General features: G+C 64.1%; 13 protein-coding genes. 8 read left to right on the plus strand and 5 right to left on the minus strand.

What is annotated here, in order from left to right:
* Positions 1–179: 179 nt before the first annotated feature.
* Together GXY33_00980 and GXY33_00985 are read right to left on the minus strand one after the other, a co-directional pair.
* Positions 180–644, minus strand: coding sequence for a GNAT family N-acetyltransferase (locus tag GXY33_00980; GenBank protein ID NLX03694.1), 465 nt, complete (start codon positions 642–644; stop codon positions 180–182).
* Positions 645–700: 56 nt separating this feature from the next.
* Positions 701–1,174: a cupin domain-containing protein gene (locus tag GXY33_00985; protein ID NLX03695.1), complete on the minus strand. Its 474-nt coding sequence runs from the start codon at positions 1,172–1,174 to the stop codon at positions 701–703.
* Positions 1,175–1,554: 380 nt separating this feature from the next.
* Between GXY33_00985 and GXY33_00990 the strand changes: the two genes are divergently transcribed.
* From GXY33_00990 to GXY33_01020, 7 genes are all read left to right on the plus strand, one after another.
* Positions 1,555–3,045 carry a 4Fe-4S binding protein gene (locus GXY33_00990; GenBank protein ID NLX03696.1) on the plus strand — a complete coding sequence of 497 codons (1,491 nt, stop codon included), beginning with the start codon at positions 1,555–1,557 and terminating at the stop codon, positions 3,043–3,045.
* A 3-nt stretch (positions 3,046–3,048) separates the two neighbouring features.
* Entirely contained in the window at positions 3,049–3,576 is a 528-nt protein-coding gene (locus tag GXY33_00995; GenBank protein NLX03697.1) for a 4Fe-4S dicluster domain-containing protein, read from the plus strand.
* Positions 3,577–3,602: 26 nt separating this feature from the next.
* Complete coding sequence (locus GXY33_01000) at positions 3,603–4,907, plus strand: NAD(P)/FAD-dependent oxidoreductase (protein NLX03698.1); 1,305 nt, start codon at positions 3,603–3,605, stop codon at positions 4,905–4,907.
* Positions 4,908–4,940: 33 nt separating this feature from the next.
* Entirely contained in the window at positions 4,941–6,062 is a 1,122-nt protein-coding gene (locus GXY33_01005; protein NLX03699.1) for a glutamine amidotransferase family protein, read from the plus strand.
* A 6-nt stretch (positions 6,063–6,068) separates the two neighbouring features.
* The gene (locus GXY33_01010; protein ID NLX03700.1) at positions 6,069–6,812 is read left to right on the plus strand and encodes a hypothetical protein; all 744 of its coding nucleotides are present in this window, start codon (positions 6,069–6,071) and stop codon (positions 6,810–6,812) included.
* A gap of 13 nt (positions 6,813–6,825) precedes the next feature.
* On the plus strand, positions 6,826–7,524 hold the full coding sequence (locus GXY33_01015; GenBank protein NLX03701.1) for a ferritin-like domain-containing protein: 699 nt from the start codon (positions 6,826–6,828) through the stop codon (positions 7,522–7,524).
* A 312-nt stretch (positions 7,525–7,836) separates the two neighbouring features.
* Positions 7,837–10,275 carry a hypothetical protein gene (locus GXY33_01020; protein ID NLX03702.1) on the plus strand — a complete coding sequence of 813 codons (2,439 nt, stop codon included), beginning with the start codon at positions 7,837–7,839 and terminating at the stop codon, positions 10,273–10,275.
* 409 nt (positions 10,276–10,684) lie between these two features.
* Here the strand turns inward: GXY33_01020 and GXY33_01025 are convergent, their stop codons facing one another.
* The 3 genes from GXY33_01025 to GXY33_01035 form a co-directional block, all read right to left on the minus strand.
* A complete protein-coding gene (locus GXY33_01025; protein NLX03703.1) occupies positions 10,685–11,164 on the minus strand; it encodes a metallophosphoesterase family protein in 480 nt (159 codons plus the stop codon).
* 16 nt (positions 11,165–11,180) lie between these two features.
* A complete protein-coding gene (locus tag GXY33_01030; GenBank protein NLX03704.1) occupies positions 11,181–14,066 on the minus strand; it encodes an alpha-mannosidase in 2,886 nt (961 codons plus the stop codon).
* A 178-nt stretch (positions 14,067–14,244) separates the two neighbouring features.
* Complete coding sequence (locus tag GXY33_01035) at positions 14,245–15,300, minus strand: DUF2961 domain-containing protein (GenBank protein ID NLX03705.1); 1,056 nt, start codon at positions 15,298–15,300, stop codon at positions 14,245–14,247.
* Positions 15,301–15,634: 334 nt separating this feature from the next.
* Here GXY33_01035 and GXY33_01040 point away from each other — a divergent pair.
* Positions 15,635–15,842 (plus strand): cupin domain-containing protein (locus GXY33_01040; protein ID NLX03706.1); only part of this gene is annotated, 208 nt, incomplete at its 3' end.

Raw genomic sequence — 15,842 nt, forward strand, 5'->3', positions numbered from 1 at the left:
ACTCACCCGACGCCCCCGTCAGCCGCGCCGCCGTCTGCCACATCTCGCCCATATACCCGCCCTTGAACCCAAACGGCCGGATCAGGGCCTCTCGCTCGAAATTGCAGCTCGTACGCTCGACGGTAATACGCATGCTCCGCTCGCTTTCCAGCCGCAGCCGCCTTGAAAGCCCCAGCCTCTCAGGTCGCTGCGCAACGCTTGACCATCAGGTAATACTCAAGCCCGTCCGCGGCATCGGTCAACTCGCCCGTCCTCTCAAAACCGAACGACCCGTACAGGCGATTCGCCGCGACGTTGTCCTTGAGCACCCGCAGATCGATACTCCGAAGCGCCAGGTCCCGCTCCGACCCCTCCATCAGCGCACCCATCAGACGCCTGCCCCATCCTCTGCCCAGAAGCGACTGATGGACCCCGATGCCGAAATGGGCCTCCTGCGACCGCACCCTCGAAAGAAAGGCGTGGCCGAAGATCTCGTCCGCCGCATCGGCGATCACAAACGCGTATTCGTCACCCTCAGCCAACCGCTTGAACGGCCCATCGCGCAACGCCGCCTCGGTCACGTCATACCCGTACGGCCGATACGCCCGAACCACCAGCGGACTCAGGCTTCGGTAAAACCGCAGCAGCGCCGGCAGATCGTCCATCGTCAGCCGCCGAACGATCGGTTCGCCTTCAGGCCGCCTCTCGTCACCGGGATCGCTCAGATCACACCCTCCTCGCCGATCCGACGGTCGTCAAAAAAGTTGTCCCGAAGGATGCTCGGCTGCGACGCCTCGATGATCAAAGCCGGTTCCAACGCGATAAACGTGTGCCGCTTCCCCGGCGGCATGACCAGCAGGTCGCCCGGCCCCATGATCGTCGGCTCATCCTCGACACGCATCTCGATCCGCCCCTTGAGAACGTAGAACGTCTCGTGCTTCATCGCGTGCTTGTGGCACGGACAACGCTGCCCCTCAAAAAGAAACAGAAACTTGCCACAGTACCCTCGTTCCGTTTCGTTGGCGATCCAATACTCGATCAACCCGATCTTCGCAAACTCGCCGATCCCGAAGTGAAGCACCAGCGGCGTTACATCGGGCATCCTGATATGCCAGCCGTCCATGCAGGCCCGGCAACCGGCCAGGGCCTCATCGCGGGCCGAACCGACAAGTTCCACCGAGTCATACCTACCCATTCTGCTGCTCCTGAAGATTCCAAATGATTAGAGAAAAAGTCTACCTCCAGTCCGCGGCGGGCCACAAGCGAAAACCCCACTAAAACCACCGCAACCACAAGACCATGGGCAACAACTACTTACGCGAAGTCCCCCGCCGATCGCCCGCCGTCGCCGCCATATCAATTAGCTGCTCTTATTTTATGTATTCATACATTGCGTTTGACTAATATTGAGTGGCCCAGTAGACTTAGATGGCCGATGAATAGTTAGCCAAAATTGAGGTGTGGGTCACGATGATAAGGCAGTGTAATACTACCGCGGCGCCGCCCGCGGACCGGGATGCGGATCGCCAGGATCTGGGGATCCAGAGCCTCCGGTCCGATCAGGTGTTCGCCAGTATGCCGCAATACCTCGTGGAGCGGGACGCCAGCCGCTGCATCCGGTGCCTGGTGTGTGTGCGCCAATGTCCTTATGAGGCAACGTTTTACGACGCCCAGACCAACGAGGTCACCAACCGCCATCAGAACTGCGTGATGTGCCGGCGGTGCGAGGCCATGTGCCCCACCAACTGCATCCAGATCCGCCAGTTCGGCAGCGGCTTCCGCGCCAACGAGCACTGGAAGGAAAAGCACATCCGAGGCATCTATAAGCAAGCCGACACCGGCGGCGTCCTGCTGACCGGCTCGGGCAACGACCAGTACTACAACACCTATTTCGATCGCATGGTGATCGACGCCTCGCAGGTGACCAACCCGTCCATCGACCCGCTCCGCGAGCCGATGGAGCTGCGGACCTTCATCGGCCGCAAGCCCGAACGCTACGACCCAGCCAAGGGCGGCAACGGCCAGGCCAAGGAGTATCCCAACATCGCCTGCGACCTGCCGATCATCTTCGCCCCCATGAGCTTCGGCTCGATCAGCTACAACCTCCAACATGGGCTGGCCATCGCAGCCGGCAAGTTGGGAACGTACTTCAACACGGGTGAAGGCGGACTTCACCCCAATTTCCATCAATACAGCAAGCGGGCGATCGTGCAGGTGGCCTCCGGACGTTTCGGCGTCTCAGCCGAATACCTGCGGTCCGCCGCCGCCGCCGAAATTAAGATCGGCCAGGGGGCCAAGCCGGGCATCGGCGGCCACCTGCCGGGCGAAAAAGTCACCGCCGAAATCTCGCGCACCCGCATGATCCCCGAAGGCTCCGACGCCATCAGCCCGGCCCCGCAGCACGACATCTACAGCATCGAGGACCTGCGGCTGCTGATCTACGCGATCAAGGAAGCCACCGAATACACCATCCCCGTCTCGGTAAAGATCGCCGCCGTCCACAACGTCGCGGCGATCGCCAGCGGAATCGTCCGGGCCGGCGCCGACATCGTGGTCGTCGACGGATTCCGCGGCGGCACCGGCGCCGCCCCGGCCATCATCCGCGACCACGTGGGAATCCCCGTCGAGGTCGCCCTCGCCGCCGTCGATCAGCGACTCCGCGACGAAGGCATCCGCCACTGCGCGTCGATCATCGGCGCGGGCGGGTTCCGAAGCTCAGCCGACATCGTCAAGGCGATCGCCCTGGGCGCCGACGCCGTCTACATCGGCACCGCGGTGCTCCTGTCCGTCGGCTGTACGCTCTGCCAGCAGTGCCATCGCGGAAAGTGCTCCTGGGGAATCACGACCAACCGGGCCGACCTGCTGCCGAGGCTGCCCGCCGACGTGGCAGCCGAGCGGGTCATGAACCTCCTGCACGCATGGTCCCACGAAATCAAGGAAATGCTCGGACTGATGGGCCTCAACTCGCTCGAGTCGCTGCGCGGCAACCGCCTCAAACTGCGCGCGGTGGGCATGACCGATGAGGAGGCCCGGATACTCGGCATCAAGCACGCCGGGGAGGCATAGACGATGAAGGTGGTTTACGCCATTACCGAACGGTGCATCAACTGCCATCTGTGCGAGGTGGCCTGCACGACGGAGCATTCGCGGACCAAAAACCCGGTCAGCGCCTACCACGTCGAGGGCCAGCGGTTCAACTGGCGGGAGTCGGCGCCGTATCCGGACCCAGCCGAGGCCAGGGACGCGGGCCGGCCCGCCCCCAAGTCGCGCTGCCGCGTCCTCCAGGACGGCTACCGGGTGATCTCGACGATGTGCCGACACTGCGAAGTCCCTTCGTGCGTGCTCGCGTGCAAGAACGGTTCGCTCTACAAGGACGCGACCGGCCGGGTGTGCGTCGACGAGGAAAAATGTGTCGGCTGCTGGATGTGCATCATGGCGTGCCCGTATGGCGTGATCACGCGGAACGTGGACCGGCAAAACGTGCCGCAGGTCGAGAACAACGGGATCAACCACCACTGCGACCTGTGCCCCGACCGCAACGAACCGGCCTGCGTGCGGGTCTGCCCCACCAGGGCCCTGGTGTACGAAGAGCGATAGCGCCGCCCCAAGACGGAGAACGGACCATGCGATACGTGATTGTCGGCAACTCTTTCGCGGGAACCTTCGCGATCGAAGCCATCCGCAGCATCGACCGCCAGGGCGAGATCGTGCTCATCGGCGACGAGCCCGAGCGGCTCTACAGCCGCGCGATGATCCACGAGTACCTGGCCGGCGTGGTCGACGAGTCAAAGATGTTCCTCCGCGACCGGGCGTTCCACTCGCGGCTCGACGTGACGGCCCTCTCCGGCCAGCGGGCCGAAAAGCTGCTGCCCGAGAGCCACGAGATCGTGGTCGACGGCGAGAAGATGGTCTACAACAAGCTGCTGCTGGCCGTCGGCGGCTCGCCGTTCGTTCCGCCTGGGATCGAGGGATTGGATGCGTTCAAGGACTGCGTCTTCGGGTTCACGAGGATGGCGGACGCCGCGGGACTGTCCCGCCGAGCCCAGGAGGCCCGTCGCGTGGTGGTCCTCGGCGCCGGGCTGATCGGCATGCAGGCGGCTGAGGCGTTCGCCCACCTCGGCAAGCAGGTGACGGTGGTCGAGCTGGCCAACCAGGTCCTGCCGCTGGCGACCGACGACCTGGCCGCCGAGATGCTCCAGACCGAGATGCAGGAGGAAGGCGTGCAATTCCGCACGGGCAACAGCGTGACCGCCCTGCTCGGCGAAAACGGCGTCCTGCGGGCGGTCAAGCTCCGCAGCGGCGAGGAGATCGAGGCGGAGCTCTTCGTCATCGCGGTGGGCGTCCGGCCCAACGTCGGATGGCTGCGCGACAGCGGCCTGGTGATCGACCGCGGCATCGTGGTCGACGAGCACCTGCAGACGAATCTCGAAGACGTCTACGCCGCGGGCGATTGCGCCCAGGGCCTGGAACTGATCAGCGGCTCGCGGATGGTGCTGGCGACGATCCCGGTGGCGTCGGAACAGGGACTGACCGCCGGCTACAACATGGCGGGCATGGAGGCCGAGTACCGCGGCGGAATCCCGCTCAACGCCCTGCAGTTCGGCCGCCTCCAGATGGTCAGCTACGGCTACGTGCGGGAAAAAGACGGCCAGGAAGTGGTCAGCCTGCTCGACGAGGACAAGCGGGTCTACAAGAAGATCGTGCTCGAGGACGGCCGGATCACCGGAACCCTGTTCGTGCGGGCAATCGACCGGGCGGGCGTCTTCCGCAGGCTGATCGAGGACAAGGTGGATGTCTCGGCCTTCACCTCCAAGCTGCTCTCGGACGAGTTTGGCGCCGCGGCACTGCCGGAGGAAATCCGCCGCGAAATGTTCGAAAAGCCTCAAAGCCGGATCGCCGTCCGGCGACCCGAACCGCAGGAGGCCTGATAGGCCGCAGGACTGAAAGTTGGAGACGATGCGATGAGCCGCGAACAATTTGTCAGACGACCGGAAAGCTACGGCAAGGATATCTCAGCGTGCGGTGTGATCGGGCTGATCAACCACGACGGACGGCGGGTGGACGGGTCGCTGATCACCAGGGCGATGCGCAACATGCGCGACCGCGGCAACGGTTTGGGCGGCGGGTTCGCAGCGTACGGCATCTACCCGTCGATGAAGGACCTCTACGCCCTCCACGTGATGTACGACGCCAAAAGCGACGCCCGCGACCTGGAAACCCTCCTGGACGGCTGCCTGCAGATCCACCAGGCCGAGGAAATTCCAATCTTCGAGACCAAGAAGATCGGCAGCCACCCCTACTTCAAGCGCTACTTCGTCAGCCCGCCCGCCAATCGGCCCGCGGACGACGGCGACGACGACTACATGGTCTCGCTGGTGATGCAGGTGAACACGCAGACCCAGCACGCCTACATCATCTCAAGCGGCAAGAACATGGGCGTCTTCAAAGGCGTCGGATTCCCGGAAGACCTCTCCGAGTTCTTCCGGCTGGACGAGTATGAAGGGTACATCTGGACCGCGCACAACCGGTTTCCGACCAACACGCCCGGCTGGTGGGGCGGGGCCCATCCGTTCGCCCTGCTGGACTGGTCGATCGTGCACAACGGCGAAATCTCCAGCTACGGGACCAACCGCCGGTACCTGGAGATGTTCGGCTACAAGTGCACGCTCCAGACCGACACCGAGGTGGTCGCCTACCTGATGGACCTGCTGGTCCGCCGACACAAGCTGAGCTTCGAACAGGCCGCCGCGGTCTTCGCTCCGCCGTTCTGGAAGGACATCGACGAGATGGACGAAAAGGAGCGCCGCATCCAGACCAACCTGCGGATGGTCTACGCGTCGGCGGCGCTGAACGGGCCGTTCGCGTTTCTCCTGGCCTGGTCCGACGGGATGATCGGGTTGAACGACCGCGTCAAGCTCCGCCCGCTGCTGGTCGGCACCCGGAAGAACACGACGTACATGTCGTCGGAAGAGGCGGCGATCCGCGAGATATGCCCGGACCTGGATCGGGTCTGGGCCCCGCAGGCGGGCCGCCCGATCGTGCGGCGGCTGGACGATGACCCGGTCAGGGCGATTGCGGAGTAACCACCAATGTCCATCACCATCGACGCCAGGGGCGTATACTATCGACAGCTCAACGAGCGGGTGCGCGAGGCAATCCGCAGCGGCGAAACCTCCATCCGCATCTTCAACGTGACCGGCCAGCGGTACATCGGCGGCGGCCTCCAGTCGCCGCAGGTGACGATCACCGTCGAGGGCGTGCCGGGCGAGAACATGGCGGCCTTCATGGCCGGCCCGCGAATCGAGGTCTTCGGCAACGCCCAGGACGGCGTGGGTAACACCATGAACGACGGTCAGGTCATCGTCCACGGTCTGGCCGGCGACGTGGTCGGCTACGGAATGCGCGGCGGAAAGGTCTTCATCCGCGACGACGTGGGCTACCGCGTGGGCATTCACATGAAGGGATTCATGGACAAGCAGCCGGCCCTGGTGATCGGCGGCTGCGCGGGCGACTTCTTCGGCGAGTACCAGGCCGGAGGGTGCCTGGTCCTGCTGGGTCTGCGCGGCGAGGGACGCGCGAGCGTGGTCGGCGACTACTGCGCGACCGGGATGCACGGCGGCGTGATGTACATCCGCGGCGCCCTGCGGGAAAGCTACCTCGGCAAGGAGGTCAAGCGATTCGAGATGGAGGACCAGGACGCCGCCCGGCTGCGCAGCGTGCTCGAGGACTTCGGTTCGACCTTCCAGATCGACGAGGACCTCATGGACTTCGGCCGCTACCACAAGATCATTCCCGTCAGCGCCCGGCCCTACGGGCAGCTCTACGCCTACTAACATGGAGGAACGCATGCGGTTCGCCTTTGCGGTCAGGAAACTGGACGGCCAGTTGAATGAAGCCATCGAACAGATCGGGCAATGCCAGCGGTTGTACCAGAAGGACGGCATCCATGAGCCGGCCCTGGCGGCGTCGCTCCAAGCGACCAGGGAAAGCCTCGAGAGCCTGCGGCGGTCCCTGTCGGGCATCGTCGCGGCCAATGAGCGCAAGTTCGACATGATCGCGTACCTGACCGAAGCCCTGAAAATGGAGCACGGAACGGTCAGCGAACTCCAGAGCTGCCTGCGCGTCATGCCGGAAAGCCCCGTGCGCGAAACCCTCCACCGGATGCTGCTCGAAGAAAAACAGCACGAAGAAGCACTGGTCAAGCGGATCGTCGACCTCGGCGGCGAGCCGCGGGTCGACCTCGAAATCCCCCCGCGGCCCACCAGCCTGTCGATCGCCGATCTGCTCGACCAGCACCGCCAACGCGAACTGGCCACCCAGCGGCATTACGAACTGGGCCTTTCGCGATTCGAGGAGCCGGAATTCCAGTGGATTCTGGGCCAGTTGAACATCGAGGAAAAAGAACACCTGAAAAAACTTGACGAACTGCTTGGCCATGTGGTACAAAAAGATGAGACGGCGGCATTGGTCCCGCACGAGCTGCGGGAAATCACGTGGGTGGACCCGTATATGGGCGAACCCGGTGAGCGGCCTTGGATTGAGTAAGGGCCATTAATAATTTGTAGTTCCGAGAGGACATAGACCTCCTCTTTTCTCAGTGTTTCGATGGGAGGGGCAAGGCATCCGCCTTGCCCCCCGCTTTTTTTACGGACAAGCGGTTGGATCGCCCGGGGAATCCTCAATCTTAACTTATAGTTATGGCCTTTGAGTGATATACCTCCTGCCTCAAAGTCCTCGCCGGTCCCTTGCACCATCGCGGAAAACTCTTGCCTTTGTCGCCGGGAACCGGTATCCATGGATCCATATTGTTAACAGTTAACAATATGATGATATGACAAATCAGCGGAGATACGGACGATGGCCAGAGTGCGAGCGGAAGAGCTGAGTAAGGTGCAAAAATGGGCGAAAGCGGTCACGGGAGCGGGCCGGATACAGCCGTTCGTGCGGATCGAATGCCGCAAGCAGGGGTTCGGGTCGCTGCAGTGGGGTCGGTCGATCATGCCGGGCCCGCTTCGGCTGGCGGGCAAGGAATATGACGCGGGGCTTGGGACGCACGCGGACAGCGAGCTGGTGGTTCGGAGTTCGGCTCCGATTCGACGTTTTTCAGCCGTGGCGGGCATTGACGACAATGCGCTGACGCGGGTAAACGACATTCGGATGGCGTTTTCGGTGGAGGCGGGCGGCAAGAAGGTCTGGTCAGCCGGGCCGCTGAAGGTCTCGGACGCACCGGCGCGGGTGGAGGTCGCGTTGGACGGGGCGCGGGAGTTCGTACTGAAGGTCCGGGAGGTCAACGGGGTGCTGCACGCCGCGCACGCGAACTGGTGCGCCGCGAAGGTGGAGACGGTGGACGGGACGGTGATCGAGTTGGGTCGTCCGTCGGCTGAGTGGCTCTATCAGGACGCGCCGGTGGATTTCCGGTACGGCGGGAAGCCGGCGGCGAACCTGCTGGGCGCGTGGGAGAAGCGGGTTGAGACTCGCGAGGCGGGTGACGGGGTGACGGTGTGCGAGACGCGTTGGCGGGATCCGGAGACGGGTCTGGAGTGCGTGCTGGAGATGAAGCATTTCGCCGATTTCGCGGCGGCGGAATGGGTGTGGCGGTTCAGGAACGGCGGTGGGAAGGACACGCCGATATTGGAGGACATCCGTGGCTTGGACGTGACGTGGCCGATGGGCGCGGCGCCGACGGTGCGGTATTCGCAGGGCTCGCTGTGCCGGATCGACGATTTCATCCTCAACGAGGAGACGATCGAGACGGGCAAGGCGCGGGAGTTCGTTACTGGCGGCGGGCGGTCGTCGCAGGCGGTGTTGCCGTTTTTCAATCTGATGGGCAAGGACGAAGGGCTGATCGTGGGCGTCGGCTGGACGGGTCAGTGGGCAAGCCGGTTCAGTTTTGACGGCTGCCTGGTCCGTGTCGAGGCGGGCATGGAGCGGACGCACCTGACGCTGCATCCGGGCGAGGAGATTCGGACGCCGCGGATGCTGATTCTGTACTGGCAAGGCGAGTCGATGCGCGGGCACAACGAGCTTCGGCAGTTCATTTTGAAGTACCACACGTACCGTCCGGACGGCAGGACGATTCCGGCTCCGATCACGACGTCGACGTGGGGCGGGATGAAATCGTCGTGCCACCTGGATCGGATCGCGGTGATGAAGGAGCACGGGCTGGATCACGATTACTACTGGATCGACGCGGGCTGGTACGGCCCGGCGGACAGCTACTCGCCGGATGAGTTCGAGGGCGACTGGTACAAGCACGTTGGGAACTGGTCGGTGAATCCGGCTGCGCATCCGAACGGTCTGCGTCCGCTGAGCGACGCGGCGAAGGACGCGGGGATGAAGTTCCTGCTGTGGTTCGAGCCGGAACGGGCGATTTGGGGCACTCCGTTGACCCAGGAGCATCCGGAGTGGTTCCTGGGCGAGAAGAAGGAGCTGATGACGGTTCTGCTGAATTTGGGCATTCCCGAGGCCCGGCGGTGGATCACCGATCTGATCGTGAGCAAGATCGAGGAGTTCGGCGTCGACTGTTACCGTCAGGACTTCAACATGGACCCGCTGGCGTTCTGGCGGTCGAACGACGCGCCGGACCGGGTGGGGATGACGGAGATTCGGCACATCGAGGGGCTGTATGAGTTCTGGGACGCGCTGCTGGCGCGGTGTCCGGGCCTGATCATCGACAACTGCGCGAGCGGCGGCCGTCGGATCGACCTGGAGACGATCGGACGGAGCATTCCGCTGTGGCGAAGCGACGTTCAGTGCTGGCCGAGCTTCGATACGACGGCGAGCCAGGTGCACACGCACGGGTTGGCGCACTGGGTACCGTGCAGCACGACGGGCGCGCAGATGCGTCCGGGCGACACGTACAACTTCCGCAGCGCGATGTGCACGGGGATTCAATTTCCGCTTTTTTCGTACGAGAAGAATCCGATCGATCCGAACTATCCGTGGGCGTGGCACCGGGAGCGGCTGGCGGAGATGCGGCGTGCGATTCCGTACTACTTCGGCGACTACTATCCGCTGACGGCGTGCTCGGTGTCGGCGGAGTTGTGGATGGCGTACCAGATGCACCGCGAGGATTTGGGCGAGGGGATTTTCGTGGCGTTCCGGCGTGAGAAGAGCCCGTTCCTGGCGGCGCGGTTCCCGCTGAGGGGTCTGGAGGCGAAGGCGACATACGCGTTCGAGGACGTGGACACCGGGCAGGTGGTCGAGCTTGGCGGAGAAGAGCTGATGACCGAGGGCCTGGAGACGCGGATGGACCGGCCGCGGGAGAGCCGGTTGATGTTCTACCGGAGGAAGTAGGCGGTACGGCCGGCGTAGCGTTTGCCACAAAATGGGGCATTCGGGCGGGTGGAACAGGAGACGGCTTTTGGGAGCAGGAACCACTTCTTGCGATCTGTCACACCGCCGCAGATCGTGATTGCCATAGGTCGCGGTGCGAGCTATCTCTATTGCCGACCGGAGTGGCGTCAGGGTGGACAGCCAGGTCGCACGCTGACGGCAACGGCGCGCCAGGTCGCAAAGAAAACGTGTGTTTTTGCGGGCGAAGACACACCCTACCGTCTGGATTCCCGTCTGCGCGGGGACGACACACAATGACGCGGCGATCCAGATGTGGAGGCATCACGGAAAGCTGATGGCGCCCCTTCTGGAAGCCGCATGCAATGACGGGCGTTTTGCACATGGAACTGCGTGGCGGGTTGGAGTCTTGTTATTCGGGCAGGTGGATGATTTCGGCTGAGGGTTGATCGGGCGAGGCGATCCGCAGGATGCCGACGGTGATGGGCAGCTTGAAGCGTTTGGGTCCGGCGCTGCCGGGATTGAAGTAGAGGACGCTGCCTTTGCGTTGGACGGCGGGCCGGTGGGAATGGCCGTAGATGACGACGTCGAGGCGCAACTCGGCTGGGTCGAGTGCCATATGGTCGAGGTCGTGGATGGGGTAGATGCGCAGGCCGGCGAGTTCGATCAGTTCGTGCGGGCGGAGGTTGGCGGCCCACGGGCCGCGGTCGGTATTGCCGCGAACGGCGGTGACGGGAGCGATCCGCCGGAGCTCGGCCAGGACGTCGGGCGAACCGACGTCGCCCGCGTGGATGACGTGCTCGACGCCGCGAAGGGCGTCGAGGGCCCGCGGGCGGAGCAGGCCGTGCGTATCGGAGATGACGCCGATGATCGTCCGGGCCGAATCCGTCATCCGCGGTCCATCGCCCCTACTTGAAGGTGATCTTGAGCGTCGCGATGGCGTGCGGGGCGAGTTTGACGTTGATTGCGCCCTGGACCACGCGGGCTGAGGAGTCGTCGTCGGCGGTTTCGAGGAAATCGACTTGGACGGCCTTCACGGGCTTGCCGAAGAGTTTCGGATCGAAGGCGATTCGGGCCTGTGCGGGCTTGCCATCGGTCTCGAAGAGGCGAACGACCAAGGCGTCGTCGCCGTCGGCCTTCTTGATCGAGGAGAGGACGACGTTGTCCGGCTGGAGCTTGACGCCGTCGGTGGCGGCGGGGAAACGGCCGTCGTGGGCATCGGCTCCGACGGGCAGGAGCGGATGGTTGAACGCGGCGCCGATGCGTACGAGATCGGACGCGGCGAGCTTGCCGCCATGAGGCATGACGGCGAGTCGCATCTGATGCTCAGCGATTTCGGGCAGCGGATCGGGCTCGTAGGACGAGCGGATGAGGGTCAGCCGCAGCGTGGAGCCGTCGAGCGAGTGGCCGTGCTTGCAGTCGTTCAGGAGGGCACAGCCGGCGGCGGTCTTGCCGGATTTGCCGGCGGGGCTGCCGACCACGTCGGCCCAGCGGAGGGCGGGAACCTCTTCGCCGGCGTTCAGCGAGCGTTCGATGGAGCCGAACGGGATTTCGTAGGAGGCTTTGGCCTTATCGAGGGCCAGCGGCATGACGAACCGCAGGGCGGGCGTGCCGATGTCCGGGCCGCCGCGTTCGAGCCAGAAGGCGCTGATGGCGGCTTCGAGCCACGGCTGGCCGGCTTTGAGGGACCAGGTCAGCGTGATGGTCGAGTCGTTGACTTTCGCTTTGGCTTCGAACGAGGCAACATACGGCCCGCGGTGGACCGGCTGGAAGGCGAGGAGCTCGATCGGGCAGATGCGTTTTTGGGGCGGATGGATGACCCAGGAGGACATCGGGCCGGGCCGTTCGAGGACGTATTCGAGCAGGCCCAGCGGGTTGTCGCGATCGGCCAGGTCGGTTTTGGACGCTTTGTCGATGAGTTTGACGATGCCGCCGGTGACCGGGTCGAATTCGACGAGCAGGTATTCGTTTTCGATGGCCCAGTCGCCGATGACGTCGGGCCGGTTGACGACGGTGCGATGGTGGGCCTTGACCGGCGGTTTGGGCAGTTCGGCTGAGCCTTCCTCGACGGCGAGCGCGGCATAGCCGAGCGGCCCGACGCGGACCGGCAACGCCAGATCGACGTGTTCGTGGGCCCAGTAGTGGCCGTGGCCGACCCGCTGGGCGGGAATGGTCTTGCCGTCGGGCGTGCGGACGCGGAAGACCTTGTCTCGCATGTCCTCGCCGCCGGCATCCCAGATGGAAACAGTAATCACCTGGTCGCGGTCCGAGCCGGTGGGATTGAAGACGACGAACGGCCGAGGGCCGGCGGCGATGTGTCCGGCGACGGAGAGTCCGCCGTCGTAGGTTCCGCGACCGACGCCGGCGCCCATCGCGATCGACTCGAGCGACGGCGGCACCGGAGCGGTTTCGCCGGCGGCGAAGGAGGTGTCCACGTGGCGGGCGATGGCCCGCAGCGAGTTGGTCTTGACCATGCTCGCGGTGGCGGCGGCTTTCTGGTAGAGCCCTCGCTGGTAGTGGCGGGTGGCGGCGACGCCGGAGCCGGGCAGGATGTCGTGGAAGTGTCCGAACAGGACGTTGATCCACGCCTCGCGCAGGTCGGCTTCGGGATAGTCGCGGCCGAGGGCGGTCCAGGCGAGCGAGCCGGCGATTTCGGCGTCGATGAGCTGGGCTTCGCCGTAGCGGTTGGCCTGCTTGATCAAGGCCTGCGAGGTGTAGCAGCCGGTGAACTCGAAGTTCAGTTCGCCTTCGAAGACCGGCAGCTTGGAGCCGCCCTTTTCGAGCGTCGCGTAGTAGTCGCGGGTGGTGTTGAGCTTGAAGTTGGGATAGATCGGCCAGGCGTTCATCTCACGGGCGTAGAGGATGTCCTTGCGGGTGGGCCCGCCGCCGTGGTCGCCGACGCCGTAGACGTTGAGGGAATCCTTGAGGCCGGTTTTTTTGCAGAACGCCAGCATGGTTGCGGCGTTGTGAGGGCCGATGTGGTTGTTGTACCAGACGGTCTCGATGTTGACCAGGATTCGCCGGCCGTCGGGCCCCTTCCACCAGAAGACGGGCGGTTTTTCGAACGCGCCGCCGCGGCACATGTAGTAGCGGGTGACGCCGCCGCGGGAGACGATCGAGGGGATGGTGGCGGCGTGGCCGAAGGTGTCCGGTTCCCAATCGAGTTGGATATCGGCGGCTGAGAGGCCCATGTGTTCGCGAAAGAAGCGGCGGGTGTAGAGCAGGTGTCGGGCGAGGCTTTCGCCGGCGGCGATGTTCTTGTCGCCCTCGACCCAGTGGACGGCGGCGACTTCCCAGCGGCCCTCGGCGACCCGCTGTTTGATCTGCTCGAAGAGCTCCGGGTGGTATTGGCGGGCGATCTGGTAGACCGAGGCCTGGCTTTGGGTGTAGCAGAAATCGGGGAACTCGTCCATGAGCTTCAGGACGGTGGTGAAGGTGTCGTTGGTGACGGCGACGGTCTCGGGCCAGGACCACATCCAGTTCATATCGATGTGGCCGTGGCCGGCGCAGTGGATGGTGTACTGCTTGGCGACCTCGCCGATGGGGGCGAGGATTCGTTCGGCGCGGGCGATGGCGTCGGCGAAGGCGTCGAAGTTGCCGGACCCGATGGGCTTGCGAACCGTCTCGCAGGCCTGGTCGATGAGCTTGCGCCACCTGGCGGCCTGGGGTTTGTGGAGGTCGCAGAGGCCTTCGGCGAACTCGATTTCGGAGAGGATTCGTTCGGCGGCGAACTGGCGTTCGGCGACGAGGGAGGCGAGGGCGGACTTGAGCTGGTCGCGTTTGGGATCGTTCATCTTCTTCGGCTCCTGTGGAGTTCCGTCAATGGTCATGAGTTTGCGGCGGGTCGAGGCGACCCGTCGTCGGTAAATAACCCAAGCAGACTATCGGCAGAAGCGGTGCGTTTCAAGGGAAAAGAGGCGATGCGCGGGGTTGCTGCCGCTTGGAAGGCCAAGTTGTACCGGGTGTCTACGTTTATCGTGGAAACCGCTGGTGTATCTCCGGCAATTGGGGGAACGTCCCGTGCGGGAGGGTCTGGTACCAGTAGGCGGTGCTGGCGATGTCGTCGGTCAACGGCTGGAATGTGCCATCGGGCCACCAGCCGAGGGCCTGAATGGTGACCTTCAGATCCCGCTTGAATCGGATCGGGTCGAGGATGTGCCAGCGGTAGAGGCCGTGGCGCGGCACCTTGCCTTCGCCTTTGTCCCACGTCGGATAGCCCAGGTACGGCGTGGCGTAAGTATCGCCGAAACACCAGGCGCCGCCGAAGTAGTCCTCGGTACCGGTGCCGCAGATGGTCGGGTATTCGTCGTCGCCGTCGATGAAGAACTTGATCTCGCCCTCGCCCCACCAACCGTTGGACATCTGGGTCCAGGCCAGGTAGGTGCCGACGTAGTGGCCGCGGCCGGTGACGCCGTCGAGTATGGTGTGTTCGGGAAGCTCCCGCGTGGTCAGGCTGCGGCGGTGCTGGACGTGTAAGAGGGCGGCCTGTTCGGGTACGTCGGTCAGGGCGTAAGTGATCTGGTAGAAGAAATGCGGCACATCCTGGTGGGATTGGTTTTCGACGGTGATCTTCGCGCGTTGGCGGAACGGCATGGGCCAGTAGCAATTCATGCCGCCGGTGGGGTTGACAGCGACGGGAATCGAGCCGAACCTGGCCCGCATGCCGTGGCCGCAGCAGAAGAAATCGCCCAAGGGCGTCTCGACGCAGGGAGTCTTTTCGTCGTCCCAGTACATCCGCAGCACGCAGCCGGTCAGGGCCTCGGGGACGACGGCGATCCAGATGTGCTGGATGACGCCGGGCCCTTTGATGTCGGCGAGGACGGCGATTTCGCCGGCCTTGACGGCCATGCAGGCCCGGGATTTCCAGCCCTTGCCGAGCCGCCGGCCGGGATCGCCGGACGCGGGTTCGGCCATGGCGCCGCCGCCTTTGGAACCGTCGGGGTTCTCGGCTGAGATGGAACGAGTTTCGGCGTCGGAGAGCATGGGAATGGCGCCCAGACCGAAGTTCAGACCGAATGGAAGCGACATGGGAGTTTCTCCACAGGAGGTTCGGGGTTGTCCTAAGCAAACATGGCTATCCCGCGCCCTAGCCGAGATAGCCATGTAGCTGGAACCGGTCATACCGTTGGCAGTCGGTGCTGGCCGGTTCAAAAAAGGCACCCTCACCTGACCCAGCGGCGCCGACGGTATGACATGATATTTTTATTACGGATATATTAACGTTACCGCACTTATACGTATAAGTCTTTAGCGCGGATTGCGAACTTTTAGCGCGGATGACGGATTTGGTTGGCGAGCGTTCCATTATTCGCAACGGGGGGCGGCGGTTGGCGCGGCGGACAGGGGTTGGTAAGATGCGGGCATGGCTGACGGGATCGGCAGCGTCAATCCGTACTTTCGGGTGGCGGTGAACCAGCGTTGTCCGGCTGGGTATCGACTGGGACGGCGGGTGATTCTGGACCACTATCTGGCGTGCGTGGCCGAGGGGACGCTGCTGGTCGAGATGGGCGGGCGGACGGAGGAACTGGAGGCGGGGACGTTTCTGTTGATCGAGCCGGGGGCGGAGCATG

Source organism: Phycisphaerae bacterium, assembly GCA_012729815.1.
Classification (GTDB): domain Bacteria; phylum Planctomycetota; class Phycisphaerae; order JAAYCJ01; family JAAYCJ01; genus JAAYCJ01.

Coding starts and splice junctions, on each gene's coding strand:
- GXY33_00990 (NLX03696.1), top strand. CDS start 1,555: ATGCCGCAATACCTCGTGGAGCGGGACGCCAGCCGCTGCATCCGGTGC.
- GXY33_00985 (NLX03695.1), bottom strand. CDS start 1,174: ATGGGTAGGTATGACTCGGTGGAACTTGTCGGTTCGGCCCGCGATGAG.
- GXY33_01030 (NLX03704.1), bottom strand. CDS start 14,066: ATGAACGATCCCAAACGCGACCAGCTCAAGTCCGCCCTCGCCTCCCTC.
- GXY33_01015 (NLX03701.1), top strand. CDS start 6,826: ATGCGGTTCGCCTTTGCGGTCAGGAAACTGGACGGCCAGTTGAATGAA.
- GXY33_01035 (NLX03705.1), bottom strand. CDS start 15,300: ATGTCGCTTCCATTCGGTCTGAACTTCGGTCTGGGCGCCATTCCCATG.
- GXY33_01005 (NLX03699.1), top strand. CDS start 4,941: ATGAGCCGCGAACAATTTGTCAGACGACCGGAAAGCTACGGCAAGGAT.
- GXY33_00980 (NLX03694.1), bottom strand. CDS start 644: ATGGACGATCTGCCGGCGCTGCTGCGGTTTTACCGAAGCCTGAGTCCG.
- GXY33_00995 (NLX03697.1), top strand. CDS start 3,049: ATGAAGGTGGTTTACGCCATTACCGAACGGTGCATCAACTGCCATCTG.
- GXY33_01000 (NLX03698.1), top strand. CDS start 3,603: ATGCGATACGTGATTGTCGGCAACTCTTTCGCGGGAACCTTCGCGATC.
- GXY33_01020 (NLX03702.1), top strand. CDS start 7,837: ATGGCCAGAGTGCGAGCGGAAGAGCTGAGTAAGGTGCAAAAATGGGCG.
- GXY33_01025 (NLX03703.1), bottom strand. CDS start 11,164: ATGACGGATTCGGCCCGGACGATCATCGGCGTCATCTCCGATACGCAC.
- GXY33_01010 (NLX03700.1), top strand. CDS start 6,069: ATGTCCATCACCATCGACGCCAGGGGCGTATACTATCGACAGCTCAAC.